The following is a 26,343-nucleotide window of genomic DNA, read 5'->3' on the forward strand; positions in this document are numbered from 1 at the left end:
AAATACTAAGTTAAGTCGGCATATTATCCTAAAAATAGCCAACTTAACTAGAAAAATTTCACAAGAATTATTTTGCTAAAGCTTGGTTCAGCCATTGATTAAACTGGGATTTAGGAAGCGCACCATTTATGACATCAACTCTTTGTCCGTTCTTGAACACCATAATGGTTGGAATGCTGCGAATTTGGAACTTAGCAGCAAGAATTTGCTGACTTTCAGTGTCGATTTTTACAAAACGTACTGAACCATTTCTTTCATTTGCTACATCTGAAAAAACAGGCGCGAAACCCACACATGGGTTACACCAAGGAGCCCAAAAATCGACAACGACAGGCTGAGAACTTTGCAAAATAGCCTCAAAATTAGCATCTGTACCTTCTATTGGTGAGCCGTCCAGCAAAGGTGTTTGGCATTTGCCGCAATTCGGGCTCTCTGATACTCGCTCATTGGGAACACGGTTTAATCCATGGCAAGAAGGGCAGCGTGTATTGAAGGTAGACATAGTTTCCTCTCAAATCGTGATTTGTATTTATGGTCTTTACAGCTCTTTATGGCAAATAGCGCTATATGGTAAATGAGCGTATAATCCGCCCTTATGCCTAATGTTGGGGCAATTGATATAAATACAATAGACAATATCGGCACGGAATTAATCATAGGCTACAGGTTAATTCAACGCTGGTATTGGCATAACAATTATAGATTTGGAACGAGTATGACCAAGTTTTACGCTGAAATTACAGGTTGGGGTAAATGTTTGCCTCCAGCAACCCTTACAAACGAAGATCTGAGTACTTTTTTAGACACCAACGATGAGTGGATTCGCACTCGTACTGGTATCGAAAATCGTCGCATTAGCCACGTTAACACGTCTGACTTGGCAACCGTTGCCGCTAAGCAAGCTTTGGCGTGTGCTGGATTAGAAGCTGGCGATCTTGATTTGATTATTGTTGCCACCTGTTCTCCAGATACCTTGATTCCGAATATTGCGTCGAAAGTTCAACTGAATTTGGGTAACAAAGGCGCGGCTGCGTTTGATATGAATGCTGCTTGTACTGGTTTCCTTTATGGTTTAGAAACTGCGACTCGTTTGATTCAGGCGGGTAACTACAAGCATGCATTAGTGATTGGTGCTGAACGCCTTTCTTTCTATCTAGATTGGACTAAGCGAGACACCGCAGTTTTGTTTGGTGATGGTGCTGGTGCAGCAATATTAAGTCGTACGGAAGAGACGCTTGGTTTGCAAGATGCGCAAATCGGTTGCGATGCTGAAGGTCGTGATATTTTGGCAGTGCCTAAGTTTGGTACGGCAATGGATCGTTTCGCGGCTGATAATGGTCATTGGGATTTTAACTTCATTGGTAAAGACATCTTTAAACGCGCGGTGCGTGGTATGGGTGCCGCGTCTCAACAAGTACTGCAAAGAAGTGGTTTAACTAATGATGATGTCGATGTGGTGATCCCTCATCAGGCAAATATTCGAATCATCCAAACCTTATGTGATGTGTCTGGTATCAGCCAAGACAAAGCCTTCGTCAATATTCACAAGTATGGCAATACTTCTGCAGCGACGGTTCCAATTGCTCTTTGTGAAGCGCTAGAACAGGGTAAGGTTAATCCAAACGACAATATTCTTGTGGCAGCTTTCGGCGCAGGACTGACGTGGGGAGCCGGCCATATCCGATGGGGTCAGCGTGTTACTCCTGTCAACAGAAGTGATGCTGTGTTACCGGAATGCGATAAGTCAGCACTAGAGCTACTGCATGATGCGATTGAACACTGCAAACGAAAATCTGCCGAGTAAACAGACTCTTAAACAGTCACTTCAATGAAATCAAAAAGGAACTCAAGGAGTTCCTTTTTTACATTTTCAGTCTGAAATCCTACAACTGTATTCTTAGGTCAATATTCAGAACGTGTGAAACAGAAAGTAATTAAAATAATTCTCAAATATAAGAATAGTCCTACAGCACATATGTGGAATGCACATCACGAAATAAGGTAGTATTTTTGCAAACATTCTATGCAACTAAGAAATATACTTTTACTGCTTTTTATTCATAGGTTTAGTGGAATTGTTCTAGACTGAAACTAAATGGAATTCACAGCTAAAAGTTAAATAGACTCTTAGTGAAACAGAATAATTAGATAATCAAGCAATCAGTAATTCATTTTTCAGACGTTTGAGGCAGACTAGGTATGACACCGAGAAAAGTATTAAAGCTTGCGGATGACGGCTACGCAACGCTGTTAAAGATGGTTGATTTCCTTCTTATTAATCTCATGCTAACGAGTATTATTAAATCGCTTGGTGATCATGAAACGGCAATAGATATTCTGGCCGCATTTATTTTCTCGATTATTTTTCTTTTAGTCGGAGAGTACTGCAAACTCTACAGCTATCGAACTCTACGTCGCATTAGGGCTTCGTTTTTTCGATTGCTTGCAACGTTAACCATCTCAGTTTTAGCCATGGAAGTGGTGAAGTACTTCTTCAAGAATGTGGATGGCGTGACCATCACAAACCTAAACCCAACGGTCTTTGCTTTTTGGTATGTATTAGCATTTGTTGTGCTGGCAGCGGCTAGGGTTTTGCCAATTGCCACTGTACGAACCTTTCGTCAGAAAATGAACCAGAAACAGCGTATAGCCATCATCGGTATGACACCGGCTGGTATCGCTATTTCCCGTTCACTGCTCAGTGACTACCATCTGAACGATATTGAGCTCGCGTATTATGACGACCGAGGTGAGCAACGATTCGGTTACCTGACCAAAATTCCCTACAAAGGAAAAGTTGATTTACTGCTGGAAAAAGCTCGCAATGGCGAAATTGATGAAGTGTATGTCGCTTTACCTATGGTGGCGAAAGACCGCATTCGTCACTATTTAGAACAACTGTCTGACAGTACGGTGGATACCTATCTCGTTCCAGACCTGTACACCTACAACATCAGTATTTCGAAAGTGAAGTCTGTCAATGGTGTGCAAACCTTTAGTGTTTTTGGTTCACCTTTTGATGGGGTGGGTGCTGCTATCAAGCGAATCGAAGATATTATCATCGGTTCAATGATTACACTGATGATCTCTCCCGTTCTAATAGCCGTGGCGATAGGTGTAAAAATGAGTTCGCCAGGCCCTGTGCTCTTCAAACAAGATCGTTATGGTTTGGGAGGCAAGAAAATCAAAGTGTGGAAGTTCCGTTCCATGAAAGTGATGGAAAACAGCGATGTTGTTACACAGGCGACCAAAAACGACCCTAGGGTAACCAAGTTCGGCGCCTTTATTCGCAGAACGTCACTAGACGAGTTGCCTCAGTTCATTAATGTGCTTCAAGGTTCCATGTCGATTGTTGGCCCTCGACCTCATGCTGTTGCTCACAACGAAGAATACAGAAAAATAGTTGATAACTATATGATTCGACACAAAATTAAACCTGGCATTACCGGTTGGGCGCAGATAAACGGCTATCGTGGTGAAACAGAAACCGTCGACAAGATGGAAAAACGCATTCAATACGACATCCAATACATGCAAAACTGGACGTTGTGGCTTGATATTAAAATTATCTTTTTGACCATTTTTAAAGGCTTTGTCAGTGAAACGGCATACTAGCTTTTTACTGTGTGTGGGCAGCTTGTTGGTTAACGTATCTGCCCACGCTGATTTGAAACCAAAATCGCATATTGGAATCGCAGGTATCGACTTCCAGAGTCAAGTCGGCACTGCTTATGGTATTGATGACAACGTCACGTTTCAGATTGATGATGAAGATAAAATAGAGTCGAACTATTTGACCGTTTCGCCTGAGTTAAAAGCCATCGGAGAAAGAGGAGAAGACCTGTACCTCCTAATGTATAAGGGCGACTACAACCGCTACCAAGATTCTCATGAAGATGACTCTGACAGTCACTTCATGATGTTCGATGGTTACTGGCGCTACGGGCTAAGACACGGACTCAAGTGGAATGTCCAACAGGGTTATGGAAAAGAGAAAAGAGGGCTTGGTTTAACAGAAGGATTTGATGAGTCTCAGATGGAACACTATGGCTTTGGTGACTCTGGTCTGGATTATTCACAATTTAATACCAGCCTTCGCTATAGCTACGGTGCGCCAAAGGGGCGTGGGAAACTGGATGTCATGCTACAGACTAAGTCTTTTGGTTATGATGACAAAGACCATATTCAAATCGCGGATAATGATTTCTATCAATACGTTTTGGAACAAGAGTGGCAAGAAACCACAGGTTTGATCGAGCTGTTTGACCAATACAGCGACGACAGTCGATTTCGCTACAGTTTGATTACTAACCGTCGTCACTATCAGGCGAACAAACGCAAAGACAGTAACGAATATTATCTGTTGTTTGGCATTAAAAGCGTCAGAAGCGGTAAAACAACCATTGATGCGGATATTGCCGCTTTGTACAAAGCGTTTCCCGAAAATGACCGCTCAGAAAGTTTTCTGGGAGCTAACTGGAATGTCGCTCTGGAGTGGAAACCGCTAAAGCACGATATTTGGTCTCTGCACACCTCTCAACGTGTCAAAGACCCGAGGCAAGAAGGTGGTTATATCCTTGATGGGATTTACGGCATTTCTTGGCAGCATTTTTGGTGGGTAGATCGCTTTTCTACCACCATTAGCTATGAATATGAGACGGAAGACTATCGTATTGAAGACAACAATCGATACGACAAAACCAAAACCGCCAAGTTTGCGATTGGTTATGATTTCAGACCGTCGATTCGCTTCGAAATGAACTACCAGTGGAAAAAGTTCAGCTCAAATGAAGACATAGATGTACTCAACATCGGTGAATTTGATCAGTACTCGATTATCAGACGATTAGGTTACGACCAATCGTATGTCGAGTTGCAGTTAAAGGTGCAAATATAGATGCGTAAATGGTTGGTATTTCTTCTTACTTTGATTATGGCTTTGCCTCTAATGGCTGAGGAAGCCGCACAGCAAGGTTCAGTGGCAATAAATGAACAGCAGGCATCTGCACAACAAGCGAATCCTCAAGTAGATGATAACTTGGATGATTACTTATTGGGCACCGGCGACAGAATTGAAATCATCGTTTACGGTGAACCTGATATGTCTATGAAGTTTAAAGTGAGTAAGTCGGGCGTGGTTAACTTTCCTTATATTGGTGACGTTGTTATCTCTGGTCGTACGCCAAGTGCCATTGAAACTGAGATAGAAGAACGTTTGCGAGGTGATTACCTATTGAACCCTATGGTCACCATTAACATGGAATCGTTCCGTTTGTTTTATATTTTTGGCGAGGTGACTTCCCTAACGGTTATGAGTTTCAACCGAGATTAACGGTAGAGCAGGCGATTGCGATTGCTGGCGGTTTTACTGACCGTGCTGACCGAGATGACATTAGTATTCGTTCGGGTACGACAAATGAAGTAATTGAAGACGTTGAGCTCACTCATCCTGTGCAGCCTGGCGATACCGTAATCGTAGAGCAGAGTTTTTCTAATATGGCAGTAGGCATGATTGAAAATGGTCAAAAGATGGAAAGCAGCATCGATTTTGTACCATTTATAAAAGCATTAAAGAAACACTGGTGGAAGATATTGCTCTTTACTGTCGTGGTAACGGGAGCTTGCTTTCCGCTGATTTCTGGTATGAATTCCAAATATGTGTCTACTGCAACGGTATTGATCAAAGCGCAAGAAGACAACGCCACGCCAATTGATAATGTGGACGGATACGATTCAACTCGCTCTCCTTACTACGTTACGCAATTTAATCTGATGCAATCTCGTGTTGTTCTAGAAAAAGCCATCAAAGATCTCAAGCTCAATGAAGATCCTCGATACAACGGTGGTGTAACGGTAGATGACAGCATTAGAGAATTGCCAATGACCGAAGCTGATTTAATGAATGCTACGGTTAAAAACATTCGTAAACACCTCTCTTTTTCAGAAGTACGTTTAACGCAGCTGGTGCATGTTTCTTTTGAATCGGAAGATGCTGAAGAAGCCGCACGAATCGCCGACGGTATTGCTCAAGCGTTTATTGAGTATACCGTTGATAAAAAAGTAGAGAAAACCCTAGCCGCTCAACAGTGGAATGAGCAGCAGATGGAAGAACTGCGCAAGCAAGTGGCAAGTAAGAAAAAGGAAATGGAGCAGTTTCTTAACAAAGAAGGCTTGATTACTTTTAAAGGCATTGATGGGTTTGAAACTCAACAACTCAGCATTATGACGGAGCGTTTAGCTAATGCTACTGAACGCCGAATGCTTGCTCAATCTCATTATGAGCTGGTGGTACAGAATTTAGATGCACCGCTGGAAGATCTCGCATCTATTCCTGAAATCTCCAGTCATCCACAGTTACAGGATTTGCGTATCGCAATGATTCAGGCGAAGCGAACGTTGTTTGATTTACAAAATCGCTACGGCCCGAAACACAACAAGATCCTTGAAGCTGAAGCGCAGATCAGAGCGATAGAGCTTCAATTTCGCCGTCTGTTAGTCGAGTTGAAATTAGGCTTGTACAAAGAGTATCAAGCTCAGTTGGCGAAAGAGAATCGCTATAAAGCGCTGTTGAATGAACAGAAGAACGGCTTCAAAGCATTAGTGGCGAAACGTGATACTTATGAAAGTATGCAGACTGATTTGCAAAAAACGGAAGACTTATACAAAGACATGTTCTTACGCAGCAAAGAGCAAGAGCTTTCTTCTACTTATCGTGAACCAGATGCTGTCTTATATGACCCGGCCGCAGTTGCCAAAACGCCAGCAAAACCGAACAAATTGTTACTACTGGCAATGGTGTTCATTATGTCATTCACGCTATCCACTTTGTTCGTGATTATTCGCGCTGCAATGGATCAGAAGATCTATAACCTGACACAAGTCTTGAAGAAATTAGGTTTGAATCCATTAGCTGATTTACCGGATATGGGGCAAACAGAGGACAGAAACGAACTCGTTAACCTAATTCGCAGTAATCCTTATGCGATGGAATCATTTCACGGCATAAAAACCGCGATTCAACTAGCATCACCGTCAGCTTATTGTTTAGGTGTTGTCTCCAGTACTGAAAAGGAAGGGGCGACGCTAGTTTCACAGTTGCTGGCCGACAGTTTAAGCCGTAACCATAAGACGCTTTTGTTGGATCTCGATTTTCGCAGTGAAACAGGCTTGTCAATGTTGCCTGAGTTTCTTCCACAAGCGGACGAGGCGATGAATGGTGCAACAGAAGCTAAAGGTGCAGCTCAATGGGCTGACGGGGCTAGTGACAATCACAAGCCATTGTTTATCTCTCTCAATGATAAGCTCGATTTCTTGCCGCGAGGGGTTCTTGAACAGTCACCGTTGGTGTATTTCTCTAGTGAGCAATTTTTGCACATGATGCAAGAGTTGCCTGAGCTTTATGAACGAATCGTAGTGAACTTGCCAAGCCTTACGGAAAACAAAGATACCCAGTTGGTCGCTAAAACATTAGATGGAGTCGTTGTGGTGATGCAAGCCGCTTCTCGCTCGGTTCCAGTTATTCGCCAAGATATCGAGAAGTTAAATCAGCCTGATATCAATACCATTGGCGCAGTGTTAAACCGAGTTCAAGCGGATAACTTACAGAGTGAAGAAAGTAAGCAGTTTATTGCTCAAGGCAGTTTTTCAGCGCTGTTAGCTGAGGATTAATCGCATGGGGCTGATCAAAAGTATCTCAACGATTGCCAGCTCTTCGATGCTCACCCAAGTGATAGGGGCATCTTCCATCTGGTTTGTGTCAAATCGCTATGGTATGAACGAAGTCGGTATTTACGCCATGGTGTACAGCATTGTACTGATTGGTGCACAGATATGTACTTTTGCTTCGCAGCTTTTGATTCCAAAACAGCAGGATGAACATCTCGCGCAAAACATCGTATTTTGTCTTATTCAAACAGTGGTATTAGCCATTCCGTTTACGACTGTTATTGTTTGGTTATTCAACAAACCATTTGCTCTCTACTATCTGCTGACTCTTGCTCATGCTTGGATTTTGATCTCAGAAAACCTGCTATTACGCGATGAGAAAATGAAGTTGTTGGCGTTTCAGCGTCTGCTTGCTTCAGGCTTAGTTTTAGTGTGTGTGCTGATGACGCCAACAGCAGAGTTGCTTTACTGGAGCTGGGCGATTGCGCTGATTGTTATCGTTTTTCTGTGGTTACTTTACTCGATGCCATTTCGACGCATGGCATGGAATCAATGGGGCTGGTCATCCAACCGAGAATTCTTTAAGCGTAATAAACAACACATTATTAGTATCGGTAGTGCCGAAGTGTTGGCTATGGCCAACAGCAATTTGCCGACAGTTCTCATCAACTATTGGTTTTCTGCGGTAACGGCAGGCTATTTTGCGATTGTTAGCCGATTCTGTTTATCGCCAGTCGTGATTGTCGGGAATGCGGTACGCAATTCTATCTTCTCTAAATGGTCGTTAGATTTTCGCAATCAGCGTTTCAATTACCCGGAATTCATAAAGGTACGCAAACTTCTTTTCGTCCTTGGTCTCATTGCTACTGCTGGCGTCTTTATCTTCTATCCGATTGTGATGGAATTTGCAGCGGCCAAAAACTGGATCACTCATGAATGGGTAGAATCGATTCCGACTTCACAATATATGCTGCCGTATTTGTTCCCCGCATTGGCTATTTGCCCGTTGACGGTTATTGAACTGGTATTTGGGTCTCCCAAGTATTTCCTGCGTATTCAACTTGAGCAGTTGGCCGTCGTTGTTATGGCGTTTGTCATCCTGCCTTATTTCTACAGCGACTACGCGTATTCAGTGATGACTTATGCGGTGCTTTCGGCTGTACGTTATGGATTCATTTATTTGAAAGTGAATCAACGGGCTCGTTCTATGCGAGAAGGAATGGAGGCCAAGTGAACCTTAGTTTAAACAGCGGGCTTTACCTCCAAGTTGTCACATTGACCACACTGATATTTTGTGGAGTTGTCCAGTATTTCACAGGGATTGGCGCGGTTCTTTGGCTACCGTTTTTGATGACCTGTTTAATGGTACTGCTGTTACCAATGCAAACTCGTTACAGCGCCTTTTATCTGGACAACAAAGAACGAGTCTTATTGGTGTTGTTCGTGAGTTTATTTGCGTTGGCAACCGTATCAACGGTATTACAAAGCGGCATTAAAGTAACGATTGTCGGCATGAAAAACGAGTTAGCAATATCGCTGATTATGTTTTGTTTGTTGCTGGGTTTTGTTCGTGAGTCGCAGATTTACCGTATTACTAAAGCGCTCTATTGGGTTTTCTATATCCAGTTCCCCGTTATCTTGTACCAGATCCTGATTGTTGTTCCCAAACGCGTCGCCTTTCGTGGTGAGTATGAAAAGTGGGATGCGGTTGTGGGCACGTTTGGTGGTGACCCGATGAAAGGCGGGAACACTGCCGCCATGGGCTTGTTCTGTTTACTGATCATGCTGCTTAAGCTTTCTGAATATAAACATGGTCTGACAACGAAATTAAACACCGGTCTGCACATCATTGCTGCTTTTATCCTGTGTATTTTGGGCGAGGTGAAATTCGTTATTCTGATTTCACCGTTCTTGCTGGCGTTCGTCTGGTTTTCGCCAAGCTATCTGGCTGGAATGAAACGGCTCGATCTTAAAACTGCTTTGATGATCATCGGCGGTTTATTCGGCCTTATTTCTCTTGCGATCATGATATTGGCTGCGTCTTATTCATCCGCCTTTGCGGGTAGTTCAGATAAAGGCGCTTTGGACATCTTTATCGACTCTTTGTCATATGTGTTCGACCCAAATTACATCATGGCAGAAACCGGAGAACTGGGGAGGATGACCACCATCTTCTTTTGGGGAGAACACAGTGACTTGTGGGGACTACCAAGCCAGTTGTTTGGTTATGGTCTTAATGCCACCAACCGAGGCAGTACCGTTGCGCCAGGATTTTTAAATATCATCTTTAACGTATTTCTGGATTCAACATCATTGAGCATGTTGCTTTGGGAAATGGGTCTGATTGGAACCTTACTGTTCTTTGGCGTCATCGGCTATACGTTACGGATTGTGATGCCAAAACCACTTATTTCCAGAGACAGAGTTACGCAGGAAGACGTGCGTTTACTTTCCTTCCAGCCCGCGTTTATTGCCTTTGGTATTGCTGGGCTTTTGAGTCTTCCTTACAGTCAAACTCTGATGATAGTGCCGATGCCGCAGTTTCTGTTCTATTTTTCATTAGGTGCTGCGTTAGTTATCCGCAAGTCAGTATTAACAATAAGTGAGCCTTCCTATGGGTGAAGATATTAAAATCAGTGTCATTATCAAAACGTATAATGAACAGGCTGGGATTGCGAAAACTATTACCAGTATTCGCGAAAATTTATCCAATTACTCTCATGAGATAATTGTCGCCGATAGCCTGTCGTCAGATGATACTCAAGCGATAGCTTTGGAACATGGAGCCAAGGTTGCCACATTGGTTAATGGTGATGAACGCTGTTGTGGTGTAGGGCATCAGCTAGGCTATCTTCATGCACAAGGCGAGTTTCTTCTTCTCATGGATGGAGATATGGAACTGGCGCCCGGCTTTATAGAGCAGGGGATTGCTTATTTAGATACTCACCGCGATTACGCTGGCGTAGCCGGTATGGTGGAAATGGATGATGCACAAAGCTACGAGTTCAAGTCCCGTAAGCAGCGTATTCACAAGATCTATCCTGTCGGAGATGCCTCTCATCTTGGTGGAGGCGGCTTATATCGACGTTCTGCCATTGAAAAAATCGGTTATTTAACCAATCGCAATCTACATGCATATGAAGAAGCAGAATTGGGTATGCGATTAAAGCATGCGGGTTACAAGCTGCACCGACTGGCTGTTCCATACTTCTCTCACACTTCTTATGACATGTCTTCCATCGAACTAATGAAATATCGCTGGAGAAGTGGCTATTTGTTTGCTTCTGGCGAACTATTAAAAAGTGCTTGGGGAAAGCCGCATTTTAAAGACGCGCTGCTCGTAGTTAAGAACGAGGCGATCTTTACTCTTTATTTGTTCTTACTGGCGATATCCATTCTGACTTTCCATGCAAAGATTATCTCGATTGCGCTACTGCCGTTGGTGGCTTTCTTTACACTGAAGGCAATTAAGAACCGCTCATTAAGAGATGCACTTCAAAGTGTGGTGAATCTGAGTGTGTTTTCCGCAGGGCTTGTTAGAGGATTAAGTTGCCGTTTAAAAGATCCGAATCAAGCGCCAGATAACCGACTGATTAAAGGAGAAGAACAATGAAAATTCTTCTAGTAAACAAGTTCTTCTTTATGAAAGGCGGAGCGGAAACCGTGTTTTTTCAGGAACGCGAGATGTTAGCGCGTTCAGGAGCAACAATTATTGATTTCTCTATGCAGCATGAGAAAAACGTTGATTCGGCTTTTAGTGACTATTTTGTTTCTAATGTTGATTACCATGACGGCAAGAAGAGCTTGTTAGGCAGCGTGAAAACGGCGATCAATTTTATTCATAACAGTGAAGCTTGTGAGAAGTTAACAGCCTTAATTACCAAAGAGCGCCCAGAAATTGTTCACTTTCACAATATCTATCATCAGCTAACGCCATCGATCATTAAAGTCGCCAAGTCGCTTGGCTGCAAAACAGTGCTGACAGCTCACGACACAAAAATCGCATGCCCTAGTTACACCATGTACCGAGATGGACATACCTGCGAAGCTTGCTTACAGGGATCGGTATGGAACGCGTTTAAGTATCGTTGTCAGGAAGGTTCGCTGTTTAAGAGTGCGTTATTATCGCTTGAGGCAACGTATCATTCATTGGCTAAGAACTACCAAGCTGTGGATGTGATCGTTTCACCCAGTGAGTTTCTCGCCAACATCATTCGTCAAAAATTACCTCATAACCGTATTGAAGTTGTTGTGAATGGGATTGATGAGCATGTTGATCGAAATGGTGTAAAAGACGGGCGATACTTCCTTTATTTGGGACGATTAAGTGTTGAAAAAGGCGTAGTGACTTTGGCTGAAGCTTATCAACGCTCTAAGCAGGAGATGCCATTAAAAGTGGTTGGCGACGGGCCTTTGTACAATGAGTTGGCCGCTAATTACGACAATATCGATTTTCTTGGTTTCCAGAGCGGCGATACTCTACACACATTGATCAAAGAGTGCAGTGCAGTCATTGTTCCTTCTGAATGTTATGAAAACTGTTCTATGTCGGTTATCGAAGCCATGGCCTATGGCAAACCGATCATCGGCGCCAATATCGGTGGCATTCCAGAACAAGTAAGAGAAGGTGTAGAAGGGCGTTTGTTTGAATCTGGGAATCCAGATTCTTTAGCACAAGTGATGGATGATTTTGCCCAGCATCCAGAACTGGTTGTCGAGTACGGAAATCGCGCTCGTCATCGCTTAGAGAACAAGTACTCTCTGGCTCGTCATGAAAATACGCTTATGCATTTGTACCAAGAATTACTGAGTGAGAAATAATATGACTATGAAGATCACTGTACTAGGTACGCGAGGAATTCCAGATGTGCTTGGTGGCGTTGAAACTCATTGCCAGCACTTGTATCCGGAAATAGTGCGACAAACAGGTGCGGAGGTGTGTGTGATTGCACGTTCTCCTTACGTTCCTTATCAGCATTCTGAATACCAAGGTGTGAAAACCAAAGCTATTTGGGCGCCAAAGAAGAAATCACTCGAAGCAATTGTCCACTCAACTCTAGCCGCATTTTCGACCTTAACCGATGGTTCGGATGTGGTACACGTACATGCCATTGGGCCGGGTTTGGTGGTGCCGTTGCTGCGTCTGCTGGGTAAGAAAGTCGTGTTTACTCACCATGGCCCTGACTACGATCGTCAGAAATGGGGAGGTTTTGCTAAGAAAATTCTGCAATTAGGTGAAAGATTCGCTGCAAAGTGGGCAAGCGAAGTGATTGTGATATCCGATGTGATCAATACTATTATCAAAGACAAGTACCATCGCTTTGATGCCAATTTAATCTATAACGGCGTGCTTAAAGCTCAGCCGTTGGATAAAGCCATTATTGATAAGTATTTAGCCAATCATGAGTTGTCGGCTAAAGGTTATGTTGTGGCGGTTGGTCGATTTGTTGAAGAAAAGGGCTTTCATGATCTGATTGATGCTTACGCAAAATCGGGACTAACCCTGCCATTAGTATTGGTGGGAGATACCGACCACGAAACAGTTTATAGCTCGGAACTAAAAGCCAAAGCGCGCAATACAAAAGGTGTGAAGTTAACAGGTTTTGTCAAAGGGGATGAACTGAAGGTGCTGTTCTCTCAAGCAAAAGTGTTTGTTATGCCTTCTTATCATGAAGGTCTACCCATTGCGCTTTTAGAAGCCATGTCATTCTCACTTCCTGCGATTGTCAGCGATATACCTGCAAATACCGAAGTTGGGTTAAATGAGCAAAGTTATTTTCCAGTCGGTGATGTGAATTCACTGGCAAGTAAACTAGCGAACCTTCCAGAACATACTGAAGTGGATTATGCCACTTATTTGGACAAGTATGACTGGGAGAAGATAGCCGCTCAAACTGTTGAAGTTTATAAAAAAGCGCAGAGTTCAAAGTAACTAACGGGTATTAACAAGTGTCGTCTAACAACCGCGCAGACAAAGTTATTAAGCAGTTCTATCACACTTTAGATAGTGGTATTGCTGAAACGTTAAATGACGAGCAAAAGCAAGCCATAGAACATGCAGTCAAATCGATGGGGTTGGTCGCAAGACATTCCATTGATATTAGAGAAACCGTTCCTTGGTTCGGTAAACGTTTCTATATTGTATTTCTGTGTGGCAGAGATCATCGAAAAGATGTGCGTGAGCGTTCAAAGTTGGTTCACTTTGTTCTTACGTTATTAATCCTAATAGGAGTGGTATCAATCAGCCTTTTGGCAATGCTGGCTCTGTACTTAATAAAGTCAGCACTTGGTATTGATATTTTTAAGGGATTTTCATTCGGAATTTGGGATTGGTTTAAAGGATTATTATTGTAAATTAACCCCGAGGTTTTTATGAAAATACGGCCTTACAAAGCTGTTGTATTGGCAATGCTGACAATGTTGCCTCTTAGTTCTGGACTAGCAAAAAAGCCGGATAACCATCCGTCAAATAATAAGCACGATCAAGGATCTGAAACTGAAACAAGTACTGGCGGTGGCGAAAGCGAGCTGGTGGATCTGAACAACCAAACTTTTATTACCGTCTATCCTACAGCGCTTACTGGCTCTGTTACTAACCCGGGGATGGGCGTTGAAACCTTTCACGATAATTGGGGTTCGACATTAAGCTCTAGCGAATATCCGGATGCTGGCATTGATTACTACCGATTCTACTGGAATGAATTAGAGCCAGAAGAAGGTAAGTATGCCTTTGATAAGCTGGATAAAATTCTCAGTGAAAACCGCCATGAAACTCCACCTAAAATGGTAGCGATTCGCTTTATGACAGCGGATGAACCGCAAACTGGCAGTAAAGTACCACAATGGTTAATCAACAAAGGCATTAGCGGCTATTGGACAGAAGATCATAAGACCTTCGTACCCAACCTAGATGACAGTTTGTACCTTTACTACGGTGAAAAGCTGCTGAAAGCGTTTGGTAAGCGTTACGATGGCAACTCTAACTTAAGCCATATTGATATTGGTATGGTCGGTTCTTGGGGCGAATGGCACAACAGTAACTTTTCCGGTTTAGAGCCGTTACATCAGAAATACAGCGATGCCGACTTGAACAAGTGGGTTGACCTGCATTTTGAAGCGTTTCCTAAAACACCGAAAGTGATGTTAATCAGTGGCGGTAACAGTTTAGCTTACGCCACTAAAAAAGGTGCAGGATGGCGAGCAGATTGTTGGGGAGACTGGCACCATTTCTCAACCACTTGGAGCCACATGAGAGATGATTACCCATATCGTATTCAGCAAGCTCAATATGACGACCAGAACTTTGATACCAGTTGGCAACGAGGGCCTATCAGTCTTGAAACCTGTGGAACAATGCAAGACTGGGAGTCGACGCAAGGCTATAGCTATGAAGAAGTGAAAGCCAGTTTGGATTGGGCAATTGAGCACCATGCATCAACGTTGAATTTGAAATCAAAGCCGATCCCGACTCAATATCGAGGATTACTCGATGACGCTCTGCTTAAGATTGGCTACCGAATTCGTTTAGAGAAACTCAATCACCAAGTTGAACTCAAAGCTGGTGGTGTGTTGAACGTGAACGCATTGTTTGTCAACGAAGGTGTCGCTCCACCTTACCAACATCGTTATTTGGCTTACAGGTTAATTGATGTAAATGGTAATACCGCTTTCTTTGGTACTTCTAGCTACGATGTCCGTTCATGGTTACCGGGTGAACACGAAACACACAGTAGCCTCACCTTACCAAGTACACTTGAAGCAGGGCATTATTATCTTGAGCTCGCTCTGGTGGATAGTCATGGTGATGCGCGCTTAAATTTCGCTAACGTTGGAAAGCAAGATTCTGGTTGGTATCGTTTTTCAGATTTAACGATTTTGTAAGAGTGACAACGTAGCGTTACTGCGTGCGCTACTACTTTAACGATATGAAAAAACCCAAGTGATTCACACTTGGGTTTTCCCTTTTTAATCAGTTTTAAGCAATCATGACTTAAGCTGGGTTTTGAACACCTTCTGCTTCAGCGGCTTTCTTCTCTTGGTACATCTTCACTAGGAAGTATACGTTTACAACAGCGATGAAAGTGTTTGTTGCTACAACTGGCAGCGCATCGATCATAAGACCGTAAGCTGAGAATAGCGTACAACCGATAAAGTTCAGAATACGAAGCTTTACGATGTCTTTCATAGTTAGAGAAATAGCAACCATGATTGATGCTGCGTAACCCATGATTTCAATTGTTTGCATATCCATAATATAGACCCTCTTTATTTGCCGGACTTGGTATCACCGGTACCAATCTTCTCGTCTTGAGATAAATGAGGGAGCTCCATGCCTCGAATGGTCTAAGTTGATTAACTGGCGCTAATATACCAATAGTCAAAGTGTGATGAAAGCCTCAATATTTAGGAAATAGAAGGTTAGCGATTACGCAAACGTTTTACGTAGCAATCCAATGAAATTAATTCTGTGAGCGAGCGAATAATTCCTCATTTCAACTAAACAACAAAGTAGAATAATGTCTGCCGACTTATCGAATCAAAACCCTTCTAACGTGCAAATAGTGCTTATCGCTCGGCAATAGGATGGTCAGAATTGAGCTGCAATAGGTCCCACAAATTACCATAAAGATCTTCAAACACAGCAACAGTACCATAGTCTTGTTGTTGAGGTTCTCTGATGAACTTAATACCAATTGATTTCATATATTCGTAATCTCTCCAGAAATCATCAGTATTTAAAAAGAGAAACACTCGGCCTCCAGCTTGATTGCCGATAAAGTCATGTTGTTCAGGCTTTGAAGCTTTCGCCAACAACAAGCTAACGCCATGTGAATTTGGTGGAGCAACCACCACCCAACGCTTATCCTGCTCGGGCTGGTAGGTATCATCAATAAGCTCAAACTTAAGCTTGTTCACATAAAAATCAATCGCTTCGTCATAATCTCTGACGACTAATGCAATATGTACAATGTTTTGTTTCATAGGAATACTTATTTGCTCTTTAGGGAAGGAGCGAATCCATTTGGAAATATAGTAGACTCATCATAAATAGCATTTTTAAAAGACGACGCTTCTAGATCCGCTCCGAGAAAAGATACGCCTTTAAGGTTTGCATCATCAAAAATAACTCCGTATGCAAGTATGTTATCCATAGTTGAATTTTGTAGATTAGCTCCTGTAAAATTTGCGCCAGCAAGCATGGCATTGTCAAACTTAGAGCTTTCCAAATTCGTTTTGGAAAAGTTTGCAAACTGACCTTGTATATTACTGAAATTTGAGTTTTTGGCTGTTGAAGCGAAAATTTTAATATTGTCTAAATATGAACTTGAAAAGTTAGTTTTATCAAAATTTACATTAGTAAATATGGCATCATTTAAAGGAACTTTAGATAAATCTATTCTATATAATTCACTGCCACATATCTCTTTTGTACAAGATTCAAAAGCGAACAGGGTCCAATCTCTTAGAGGGGTATAATTTGGTTTGTATACAGAGAACCAAGAGAATGGATTTACAATCTTTGGCTCTTTTATGGATTCTATTTGATATGTAGTTCTAAACTGAGCCATTGCAGTTTTGAATCCCATAGGATGCCCAGAGTTAGCTAAGCTATAGAAGTTTGATAATGTCGTAGAAGCCAAAGAAGAATCTCTGTTGTATTTCGCTTCGACTAGGTAATATGCCGTGAGATACAAGCCTATCAATGAGCCAATAACTAAATAGCCTGTCTCTTTTTTAACTGATTTGTAAAAATGCTTAGTCCAATTTAAGAGTATCAAAGTCAGCCTCTAATGCTATCCATAAAAGTTTTATTAGTATGCACAAATATACAATATATTGAATAATATTTATGTTATCGAAAACGGTTTAAATGGTGGAAAAAATTTGGACTCTATCGCTATTGAACTTGATATTGTCTCTCATAACTATACGTAGCTAATGATAAAAAAGGTCGTTTATCAAGTGGCTAAAAGGTTGGTGATATGCCGATATTTCCTGTACCAACTGCAAGGAGTTAAACAATACGCGGTTGAGCATTAAACTTTTTGAGGTCAGATACAATTTATCTATATAACGCTAAATTGTATCTGATTAATTAGGAAAATATCTTGAAAATTTGCTTTGTTTATTTTACGGAAAAGTGCAGTTCTTCTTCTTTCTTGTCATCTAGGTATATAACTACTCTATGCTCTCCTTTACCTAGTTCAACTCCAGATTTTCTTCCCCAAAAGCGATGAGGTGGTTCCTTCATTAAAATATCGCGACCATGTGTGTAACGCAGCTCATCTCCGGTGTACCAATCCCAACGAGCTTCAACCTTTTCGCCTTTTAGCTCAGGATCCCAATTAGCAATTGATAAAACATAAACTCTATCTTCGATACCAAATTCATTCCCTATGCCCGAGACTAGTGACTCAGCTTTTTTACTTAGATCGACATGTTTGGCTAAGTAATGTTGATATTTGACATCCTCTGGCGCAACGGTTGCAACACAACCGGCCAATAAAACCAAACTTAATATCGAACTGCATTTTGCTACTAATCTCATAGTCAATCCTTTACTTATGTATGAATAAGTATTTAATGCTAATGATTGAACAATGAGAAATCAATTGCCTACATCACATCTGAAACATAACTGTGTCTTTTAATTGGATGCGTAATGGATGGAAATACTGAATATTTCATAAGACATATAAATTCAATTTTCGGTAATTCGAATTCTGATAGACCTAGAACGTCATCAATAAAGTTACATTAAATTAGCAATACACTATCGTGCAAATGAATGTATATTATTGATTTAGCTCAATTATATAATACTATTCACTTTACAGATTTCGTGAATAGTTTCTAATTGCATAATCAATATAACAAAGGAAAATCCCTATGAAACGCAAGTGGTTAATGTCTATTCCTGTACTTATGGCAACCTTACTTTTAAGTGGTTGTGGCAGCACTTCAAAAGGTAAAGAAGTAACAGCCCAGTTCCACATCGATAAAATTAACGTTCAGGTTACTCAGTTTCATGAACCTGCCATTGAGTATCACAGTAAAGAAGAGCTATCTAAAATGGTGGAGAGTCTAGTACTTACCAAACTAGCTGATAAAGGTATGCTTTCAGATGCTCCGGGAATGGATACGATTACGATAAACATCGACTACACCAGACGATTTGTAGGTGACGCAACACCAATTCCATCTGACTCACTTGGATATCCTGAATTTAACTTTAACGTGCAACGTGCAGGTGATGAGCCAACTAAACCACTCATCAATCGCAATAACCTAGTTTACAAAGGTAGTTTCGCACAGAATCTTCAGGTGATAGCGGGAGCTTTAAGAGACAAATCTGTTGAAAATGATTTCGTTGAGGCGATTGCTAATACTGTTGTTAATGACATCGAAGAACTCAACTAAATCCAATAGAGCGGCATATGCAGGTTTCATTCAGCGCTGAAATACAGTTTTGAAAAACAAAGAGCAGGTTATTAAGCCTGCTCTTTCTCTTTATATTGTATCTGAACCCGAAATCTGCAACATCCAGATTCAAGTTTGCTCGTTTCTTACTTTTCACTCTATCCACTGTTACTGGCTTATCAATGGCAGGTATTGGCTTTTTAGGTTTTTTGGCGAAGAGAAGCTATTGTTATTGGTAATAAAAAACCCGTCAAATGACGGGTTTCATTAATTGGGTTCAACCTTATTTTTTAGGTTGGTGCGCTTGCTTATCTTGTTCTGTTAGCTCACGGATACGACGGCTGATGTCGCGGCGCTCTTTTGAAATTTCTGCGCTTTTGATGATGTGGTCATCAACACGATCTTCGTAGTCTGCTTTCATGTTCTTAACGATAGTCATGATCTCTTCTTGAGTCATTTCTGGTTTGATGTAATCAACCAAGTTTTCAAGCAAGTCTACGCGTTTGCGGTTATCACGAACTTTCTTTTCATTATCAAGAAGTTCACGTTTCAGTTTGTTTTTGCGACGAGCTAAGCTCACGATTTCAAATACGCTGTTCATAGGTCCCTTTTCCTATCTCAATGCAACTAACAGTGATTAAAGCACATCGTTGCAACTCATAACAGACTTAAGATCAAACCTTACAACAACTTGTCCATTTATTCGCCAGTTAGCGCTTGGCTTGATTGTACTTCACTCAATAAGCGCTATATCATGTGCGCAGTTAAACTTTAAGTACCGAAATGATCATGCTGTCCTCTGAAATTGTTGTCTCTAAAGCCGATATCGCACCAGTTGAAGATCAACACAACGTTAAACTCCGTCAAGCCTACCTTCTCGAGCGTAAAGTCATGGAACATATTGATATTGAGTTGAACCGAGCAAAAATCGTTATCATGGACGAGAACGGCAATATATTGAAGTTTGCAATGACTCTCGAACACTAAACTGTTCTTTAGTTGCGGTCATTTCTCCATAGAAGGAAATAAAAAAATGAATATAGAATTGAGTCCTTTAGAAGCGCGAGTCATTGGCTGTTTGATTGAAAAGGAAGTCACAACTCCAGATTATTACCCGCTAACCTTAAATAGTTTGACTGCCGCTGTTAACCAAAAAAGTAATCGTGAGCCAGTTTTGTCGCTGAGTGATGCAGAAGTTCAAGATGTAGTGTCTGAACTTATCTCTCGCCGTTTAGTGAGTGATGAGAGTGGTTTTAACAGCCGCGCAAGCAAGTTTCAGCATAGATTTTGTAATACCGAGTTCGGTGACTTAAAGCTGAATGAGCAAGAACTAGGCATTGTCTGTTGTCTGTTGCTACGAGGCCCTCAAACGCCAGGCGAGCTAAGAACAAGAACCAATCGTTTATGCTCATTTAACGATGTTAAAGAAACAGAAGCAGTACTAGAACGTTTAGCTGCGCGAGAATCAGGCGCATTAGTGGTGAAACTGCCTCGTGAGCCAGGTAAACGAGAGTCGCGTTATCAGCATCTGTTTTCCGGAGAAGTAGACTTGGAAGCTCTAGCGGTTGAGTCATCTTCGGCAAGTACTTTCTCAAGCAACAAAATGGAAATGCTTGAGGCTGAAGTCGCAGAGCTACGAGAAGAAGTTGCTGAACTAAGAGCCATGCTAGAAAAGCTTCTTTAATGACAACGTTAAGTAACAAAGAAAAATCGTGGTGGGTGTACTTTGTACGCACACCACAAAATTCCCTCTACTGCGGTATTACCACAGATGTCGAACGTCGTTTTGGTCAACACTGTTCAGGCACAGGCGCAAAAGCCTTAAGAGGGAAGATGCCTTTAGAGTTGGTTTGGTCACATCAGGTTGGTGACAAGAAAGGTGATGCTCTTCGACTTGAATATCGAATCAAACGTCTGTCTAAGATTCAAAAAGAAAAACTCATTCAACAACCTTCATTACTAAGCGTATACGTTCCTAACTAAGTGCTTTCCCTGCGAAGCGTTGAGCTTTTCCTACCTTATTTTTATCAACAATATCTGTTTTCTGAGATAACGATCGCACGGTTTTCTGTAAATATTGATTTTGTGTATTAATCTTGAAAAGGGACAATACAAAAGGTTGATGTGGAAATGAATAATTCTAAGAAAGTACTTTCTATAGCAGTGTGTGGATTGGTTGCAACCTCAGTAAATGCGGCGAATACAGTCGCCGATGCACGTGGTAACGGTATGGGCAATACTGGTGTGACAACTGCCGACTATCTTCTCGCTCCTTTTTACAACCCAGCATTAGGGGCAATATATCGAGACAGTGATACCTTCGGTATTTTACTGCCCGCAATCGGAGCAACGGCTCGTGACCCAGACGAGTCATTAACAACAATTGATGATCTGCAAGACAGCATTAAAGCCTTTGAAGCCGCAGCTACGCCGACTCAAGAAAACATTAATCAGATAAACAGTTATCTTGATCAACTCTCTGACGACAAACCTTTGGGTGTTTCTGCTGGCGCAGGTATGGCTGTTGCTGTACCTCTAGAGGCTGTTTCAGTGAACTTTATCGCTCGAGGGTACGCTGAAGTTTTGGTAAGAACAGATATTGAGGCTTCTACGGGGAACACAGAGGCTGATGCCAGAAACCGTTACGAAAATTCAAGTGTGGATTTATTGGCTTTCGGCTATACAGAGTATGGCCTGTCATTTGCGAAAACCGTAGCGATCAAAGGACAAGACTTTGCGTTTGGTGTTACACCTAAGTTCCAACAACTGCGTACATATAAACAAGTTGTCACGGTAGAAAACTTTGATTTGGATGATTATGACAAAAGCGAAGTGAAAGACAATGCGTTCAACTTGGATTTGGGGGCGGTATGGATGCTCGATAATTATCGGGCAGGTATTGCAGTTAAAGATCTCTTTTCACAAGAGCTTAAAACCTATGATGGAGTTAACACCTATCAATTAGATACTCAGGTCACGGTTTCCGGTGGATACGTAACTGAGCTGTTTACTGCCTCTGTGGATATCGATTTAACCAAGCAGGAAAGATTCTCAGGGTATAAAGATAATACTCAATATGTTCGGTTTGGTGTTGAAGGTAATGCATGGGGATGGGCTCAGCTGAGAGCGGGCTACGAGATTGATATTGAAGATACGTTGGATGATGCTGTTACCCTTGGTATCGGGATTAGCCCTGGAGATCTCGTCAGTTTTGACTTGGCTGGTAATTATGCGGGAGACGGGCAGTTTGGGGTTTCAACCAACCTAGCTTTCACTTTCTAACCCTTAAAGCTGAACAATACTTCATCGAACGCAGGCACCTAGAAGAAATTTTAGGTGCCTGTACTATCAATTCGGCAATATATGCATAATAATCCTTATATACTCGTTAAGCTTAGAACCACTATGTTATTGAAAATATTCATTTGAATAGCTGATGTTCCAAGTTGCATCCTTTCAACTTCTTAGTAATCTGTGTAGGTATTTCATGTCTAAATGATGCACTGATACTAAGGTCAAACTTAAGGGCTTACTGAGTGAATAATCAATCAACAGCGTACAAAAAGAATACGGATAGAATGAAAAGAGCCTTATTGTTTTCACTTTTTTTTAGTGCCACACCTGCATTGTCGGCTCAATTTCTAGATGGTTATTGGCACTACAAAGAGTTTTTAAGTATCAACCCAACGGAGAAAGAGCGGACGCTTTTGCTTTCGGAAACCGTGCGTAACAAACCTGTCCCAATCTCTGTCACTCAAGACAAACCTGTCACTATCTCTGTTGTTTATCCCGGCCAACAAATTTCTGATTATTGGGTTCGCAATATCAAGGCATTCGAGAAACGAATGGAAGAGTTGGGTATCAAATATCAGTTAAACCAAGTATTTACTAGACCAAACGTGGATATGAGACAACAAAGTTTGTCTCTGATGGAAGCGATAAAAAACAACACTGGCTATTTAATTTTTACTCTAGACACAACACGTCATAGGAAATTTATCGAGCACGTGTTGAATTCATCAGACACCAAACTCATTCTGCAAAATATCACGACACCAGTGCAAGGTTGGGAAGAGAGACAACCCATGATGTATGTGGGTTTCGATCATGAGCTCGGTGCAAATCAAATTGCTGATTATTACAAGCAAGCTATTCCAGATGGCAGTAAGTATTCGGTGCTCTATTTTTCTGAAGGTTATATCAGTGATGCTCGTGGTAGTAGCTTCATTCAAATGATGGAAGAGAGTAATAGCTACAAACTTTCTTCGTCTTTTTATACCAAAACTACCGAACAGAGTGGTTATGAGTCGACGTTAAAGATCATTGAAAAAGATCCTGATATTAAATTCATCTATGCCTGTTCAACCGACGTTGCATTAGGTGCAGCAAAAGCGCTAAAGGAATTGAATCGTCAGGACGTTGAAATCAATGGATGGGGAGGCGGTTCTGCTGAGCTAGACGCTATCGTGAAAGGTGATTTGGATGTTACTGTGATGCGAATGAACGATGATACTGGTATTGCAATGGCGGAAGCCATTAAATGGGACATCGAAAATAAACCCGTACCGCTTGTCTATTCAGGCAATCTAGCCGTTGTGACTAAAAATGACTCTAAAGAAACGATAGAGAAGCTCAAACAACGCGCTTTCCGATATTCAGATAATTAGTAGGCAGATAAGCAGTGGTAAAAAGTATCAACCCGATTAAGCAGAAGAAAAATATTGCATCTTTTATAAGTCATGCAATTGTTGTTGCGCTTGGTACTTTGATCATCATGGTATTGTTCCAGAGCTATCAAATCAGTAGTCGTTTAATTGCTCAAGAAGTCATGAGAACGTCAAAGCAGACTTCGAGCTTAATCCAAAGTTTGTTCGATTTTCGTCTTGCTACACTGCAGATACATCAAGACAGTAGTGCAAAGAATGCAACACTGGTTCAGGCTATTCACAGCGGTAAAGAAGAGCTGGATCAATACTTTCTTACTGTTGACCAGCTTGAGCTTTCTAATACACCAGACATTCGTTTTATTACCAGCCAGAAAGAAATGCTTTGGGACGATGGCAACTCTCAGTTCTATGGTATTGAAACCAAAGAGCTTGGGAAAATAGTCCGTAGAGTGTCAATAAGCAGTAACTGGCATCTGATTAAGAGCCCTTCGCTACTTGGACCTACTTACCTTTTGGTAAGAAGGTCCTCAATCGTCGATCCTGCAACGGGTGAAGTACTTGGCTTTCTCTATGTATCTATTGTTCTCAATGATAACTACGCATTGATTGAAACGATTAAAGATAACAGCAATGCCCAAAATCTGGTGCTTGCTGTGGATGAAAATATTTTGTCTTCGACCCTGAATGGCAACGATCTTTACAATGAACAAGATATTATCCGAAGTGTGACGGGTGAAGCTCTGGATGAAAAAAATATCGTTAGCAAAACCATGCTGGAGCTTGAGGGAGTGCCTACCTATCTGGCGGTATTTTCAGTACAAAGTAACCAGAATGCATTGAAATTAAGAGACAGCTATTATTTTTGGATTGTGTTTGCGTTAATCGCTTTGTTGGGTGTAACCATTGTTACTCGCTGGTGGTTACATAAACGTATTAAACACGAAATTGATCAGCTGATGTCTTACACCCACAAAGTGGCGGTGCAGGGCAAAGAGTATTTCTTTCCGGGATCTGCGATTTATGAGTTTGACCATTTTGGACGCACGCTTGAAAACACCTTCCAGCGTTTAGCTGAGCAAGAAAAGCAGTTCGAAGATCTTTTCAATTTCTCACTCTCACCAATCATTCTATGGTCTACGGAAGGGTACATTATTCGTATGAACCCAGCCGCGCAGAAGGAGTTTATTGGTGCGAAAGGTGAAAGCAAGAGGTCGTTCAGGGCTTTAGAAAAACAACTTTTACCAGACATCCAATCTGCAGCAACCGGCGAATTGTCGAAAGAGGTGATGACGGAAATCGATAAAAAAGTGTTCCGCTGGAGTATCTCACCGATAGTTATCGAAAACAAAATTGAGTCGATTATCACTCAGGGGCAAGACGTAACAAGTTTTGCGGAAGCTGAGAAACAAAGTCGGTTAGCGCGCAAAGAAGCAGAAGAATCCGCAAGAGTTCGTGCAGACTTTTTAGCCAAGATGAGCCATGAATTGCGCACACCATTAAACGGAATTTTAGGTGTATCACAGTTATTAAAACGCTCCGTAACAAGCCCTGAGCAAATCGATCAGCTCAATGTACTGTGCAGCAGCGGAGAACATTTACTTGCGGTACTTAACGATATTCTTGATTTCTCTAAGATTGAGCAAGGGCAGTTCCGTATTTCATCTTCTGACTTTCCGTTAATTAATGTGGTTTCTGCCATTGAACAAATTTACAAACCAATGTGTCAAGACAAGAACTTGGCGTTTGAAATTGAAACTGACATTAACGAAGGCGTAATCGTTAACAGCAATCAGGTACGTTTAAATCAGATCTTGTACAACATTATTAATAACGCCCTCAAGTTTACGAATGAAGGTTCAATTTATGTTCGTATTTCTATGCAATATGGCGACACCGACCAGTTATACGTCACCGTGAGGGATACTGGTATTGGTATTAAAGAATCTGACTTAAAGATTATTTTTGAACCGTTTATGCAAGCTGAACCGACAACAACTCGGGAGTATGGCGGTAGTGGATTAGGTCTGGCTATTGTTCACAGCCTTGTTGAAATGCTTGGTGGCTCAATTCAAGTGAAATCTGAATTTGGTAAAGGAACCGAGTTTGCGGTTATATTGCCGATGGAAGTTGTTTCTCGGAAAAGCATTTCGGATGAGAAACAAGAAGAAACTAAACGCTTTGCTTTATTTGATAAATCATTGAAAGTATTACTGGTTGAGGACAATCATACCAACGCGTTTATTGCTCGAGCATTCTGTGAAAAGTATGGAATGGATGTAGATTGGGTCAAAGATGGCTTGCAAGCGATAGAGAAAGCGAAAACACAGCAATACGACATCATTTTTATGGATAATCAATTGCCTTTCCTTGATGGTGTTGATGCAACGAAAGTCCTCAAGAAAGAGATGCAACTGAACACACCTGTTTTCGCCTGTACTGCCGATGGAATGGAGTCTACTCAACAAGCATTTTTAGCTGCGGGTGCTGAATATGTCATTGTTAAACCAATCCGAGAAGAGAGCTTGTATCAAGCGTTGGTTCATTACAAACAAACCTATTGTTAGTGATATAGAGCAGGCCTTTAACTAGA

The 26,343-nt window shown here is 41.6% G+C and carries 24 protein-coding genes and 1 pseudogene; 19 read left to right on the plus strand and 6 right to left on the minus strand.

Translation table 11 applies throughout. The features are described 5' to 3' along the window. Window positions 1-67: 67 nt before the first annotated feature. On the minus strand, window positions 68-502 hold the full coding sequence (gene trxC / locus P4S58_RS17415) for a thioredoxin TrxC (protein ID WP_237291981.1): 435 nt from the start codon (window positions 500-502) through the stop codon (window positions 68-70). Window positions 503-715: 213 nt separating this feature from the next. Between trxC and P4S58_RS17420 the strand changes: the two genes are divergently transcribed. From P4S58_RS17420 to P4S58_RS17475, 12 genes and pseudogenes are all read left to right on the plus strand, one after another. Further along, a complete protein-coding gene (locus P4S58_RS17420) occupies window positions 716-1,804 on the plus strand; it encodes a ketoacyl-ACP synthase III (protein ID WP_337164919.1) in 1,089 nt (362 codons plus the stop codon). A gap of 395 nt (window positions 1,805-2,199) precedes the next feature. Further along, window positions 2,200-3,615 (plus strand): undecaprenyl-phosphate glucose phosphotransferase, encoded by a 1,416-nt coding sequence (locus tag P4S58_RS17425; RefSeq protein ID WP_337164921.1) that lies wholly within the window; start codon window positions 2,200-2,202, stop codon window positions 3,613-3,615. Then, on the plus strand, window positions 3,599-4,897 hold the full coding sequence (locus tag P4S58_RS17430) for a capsular biosynthesis protein (RefSeq protein WP_337164923.1): 1,299 nt from the start codon (window positions 3,599-3,601) through the stop codon (window positions 4,895-4,897). The genes P4S58_RS17425 and P4S58_RS17430 overlap by 17 nt, the downstream gene beginning before the upstream one ends. A 51-nt stretch (window positions 4,898-4,948) precedes the next feature. Next, a pseudogene (locus P4S58_RS17435) lies at window positions 4,949-5,490 on the plus strand (polysaccharide biosynthesis/export family protein); the annotation flags it as partial. Window positions 5,491-5,496: 6 nt separating this feature from the next. Beyond that, window positions 5,497-7,668 carry a GumC family protein gene (locus tag P4S58_RS17440; RefSeq protein ID WP_337165822.1) on the plus strand — a complete coding sequence of 724 codons (2,172 nt, stop codon included), beginning with the start codon at window positions 5,497-5,499 and terminating at the stop codon, window positions 7,666-7,668. A 4-nt stretch (window positions 7,669-7,672) separates the two neighbouring features. Then, window positions 7,673-8,899, plus strand: coding sequence for a lipopolysaccharide biosynthesis protein (locus P4S58_RS17445; protein WP_337164925.1), 1,227 nt, complete (start codon window positions 7,673-7,675; stop codon window positions 8,897-8,899). After that, window positions 8,896-10,287, plus strand: coding sequence for a capsular biosynthesis protein (locus tag P4S58_RS17450; protein ID WP_337164926.1), 1,392 nt, complete (start codon window positions 8,896-8,898; stop codon window positions 10,285-10,287). Before P4S58_RS17445 ends, P4S58_RS17450 begins: the two co-directional genes overlap by 4 nt. Then, window positions 10,280-11,278, plus strand: coding sequence for a glycosyltransferase (locus tag P4S58_RS17455; RefSeq protein ID WP_337164927.1), 999 nt, complete (start codon window positions 10,280-10,282; stop codon window positions 11,276-11,278). The genes P4S58_RS17450 and P4S58_RS17455 overlap by 8 nt, the downstream gene beginning before the upstream one ends. Continuing rightward, window positions 11,275-12,486, plus strand: a complete 1,212-nt coding sequence (locus P4S58_RS17460) for a glycosyltransferase family 4 protein (RefSeq protein ID WP_337164929.1) — start codon at window positions 11,275-11,277, stop codon at window positions 12,484-12,486. Before P4S58_RS17455 ends, P4S58_RS17460 begins: the two co-directional genes overlap by 4 nt. Window position 12,487: 1 nt before the next feature. Further along, a complete protein-coding gene (locus P4S58_RS17465; protein WP_337164931.1) occupies window positions 12,488-13,597 on the plus strand; it encodes a glycosyltransferase family 4 protein in 1,110 nt (369 codons plus the stop codon). 17 nt (window positions 13,598-13,614) lie between these two features. Then, entirely contained in the window at window positions 13,615-14,019 is a 405-nt protein-coding gene (locus tag P4S58_RS17470) for a hypothetical protein (RefSeq protein WP_102955279.1), read from the plus strand. 18 nt (window positions 14,020-14,037) lie between these two features. Further along, window positions 14,038-15,546, plus strand: a complete 1,509-nt coding sequence (locus tag P4S58_RS17475; protein WP_337164933.1) for a DUF4832 domain-containing protein — start codon at window positions 14,038-14,040, stop codon at window positions 15,544-15,546. A 109-nt stretch (window positions 15,547-15,655) separates the two neighbouring features. Here the strand turns inward: P4S58_RS17475 and P4S58_RS17480 are convergent, their stop codons facing one another. The 4 genes from P4S58_RS17480 to P4S58_RS17495 all read right to left on the minus strand — a co-directional run bounded on the left by P4S58_RS17480 (window position 15,656) and on the right by P4S58_RS17495 (window position 18,214). After that, window positions 15,656-15,916, minus strand: a complete 261-nt coding sequence (locus P4S58_RS17480; RefSeq protein WP_042487232.1) for a YgjV family protein — start codon at window positions 15,914-15,916, stop codon at window positions 15,656-15,658. Window positions 15,917-16,230: 314 nt separating this feature from the next. Beyond that, the gene (locus P4S58_RS17485) at window positions 16,231-16,647 is read right to left on the minus strand and encodes a VOC family protein (RefSeq protein ID WP_337164935.1); all 417 of its coding nucleotides are present in this window, start codon (window positions 16,645-16,647) and stop codon (window positions 16,231-16,233) included. A gap of 8 nt (window positions 16,648-16,655) precedes the next feature. After that, window positions 16,656-17,444, minus strand: coding sequence for a pentapeptide repeat-containing protein (locus tag P4S58_RS17490; protein ID WP_102969058.1), 789 nt, complete (start codon window positions 17,442-17,444; stop codon window positions 16,656-16,658). Between the two features lie 347 nt (window positions 17,445-17,791). Further along, entirely contained in the window at window positions 17,792-18,214 is a 423-nt protein-coding gene (locus P4S58_RS17495; protein WP_337164936.1) for a hypothetical protein, read from the minus strand. A 341-nt stretch (window positions 18,215-18,555) separates the two neighbouring features. Here P4S58_RS17495 and P4S58_RS17500 point away from each other — a divergent pair, with 341 nt between their 5' ends. Further along, window positions 18,556-19,086 (plus strand): hypothetical protein, encoded by a 531-nt coding sequence (locus P4S58_RS17500; protein ID WP_042487225.1) that lies wholly within the window; start codon window positions 18,556-18,558, stop codon window positions 19,084-19,086. A gap of 283 nt (window positions 19,087-19,369) precedes the next feature. On the opposite strand, the gene P4S58_RS17505 is transcribed toward P4S58_RS17500, so the two are convergent. Continuing rightward, window positions 19,370-19,687 (minus strand): DUF496 family protein, encoded by a 318-nt coding sequence (locus P4S58_RS17505; protein WP_042487222.1) that lies wholly within the window; start codon window positions 19,685-19,687, stop codon window positions 19,370-19,372. Window positions 19,688-19,875: 188 nt separating this feature from the next. On the opposite strand from P4S58_RS17505, the gene P4S58_RS17510 reads away from it, so the two are divergent. From P4S58_RS17510 to luxQ, 6 genes are all read left to right on the plus strand, one after another. Continuing rightward, the gene (locus P4S58_RS17510) at window positions 19,876-20,073 is read left to right on the plus strand and encodes a hypothetical protein (protein WP_337164938.1); all 198 of its coding nucleotides are present in this window, start codon (window positions 19,876-19,878) and stop codon (window positions 20,071-20,073) included. A gap of 46 nt (window positions 20,074-20,119) precedes the next feature. Continuing rightward, complete coding sequence (locus P4S58_RS17515; protein WP_337164940.1) at window positions 20,120-20,770, plus strand: YceH family protein; 651 nt, start codon at window positions 20,120-20,122, stop codon at window positions 20,768-20,770. Continuing rightward, window positions 20,770-21,069: a GIY-YIG nuclease family protein gene (locus tag P4S58_RS17520; protein ID WP_102969062.1), complete on the plus strand. Its 300-nt coding sequence runs from the start codon at window positions 20,770-20,772 to the stop codon at window positions 21,067-21,069. The genes P4S58_RS17515 and P4S58_RS17520 overlap by 1 nt, the downstream gene beginning before the upstream one ends. Window positions 21,070-21,216: 147 nt before the next feature. Next, entirely contained in the window at window positions 21,217-22,368 is a 1,152-nt protein-coding gene (locus P4S58_RS17525) for a conjugal transfer protein TraF (RefSeq protein WP_337164942.1), read from the plus strand. A gap of 296 nt (window positions 22,369-22,664) precedes the next feature. After that, entirely contained in the window at window positions 22,665-23,753 is a 1,089-nt protein-coding gene (locus tag P4S58_RS17530) for an autoinducer 2-binding periplasmic protein LuxP (RefSeq protein ID WP_337164943.1), read from the plus strand. 14 nt (window positions 23,754-23,767) lie between these two features. After that, window positions 23,768-26,317 (plus strand): quorum-sensing autoinducer 2 sensor kinase/phosphatase LuxQ, encoded by a 2,550-nt coding sequence (gene luxQ, locus P4S58_RS17535; protein ID WP_337164944.1) that lies wholly within the window; start codon window positions 23,768-23,770, stop codon window positions 26,315-26,317. Window positions 26,318-26,343 lie beyond the last annotated feature (26 nt).

Source organism: Vibrio sp. Hal054 (assembly GCF_037162405.1).
In the GTDB taxonomy this organism is placed as follows: domain Bacteria; phylum Pseudomonadota; class Gammaproteobacteria; order Enterobacterales; family Vibrionaceae; genus Vibrio; species Vibrio diazotrophicus.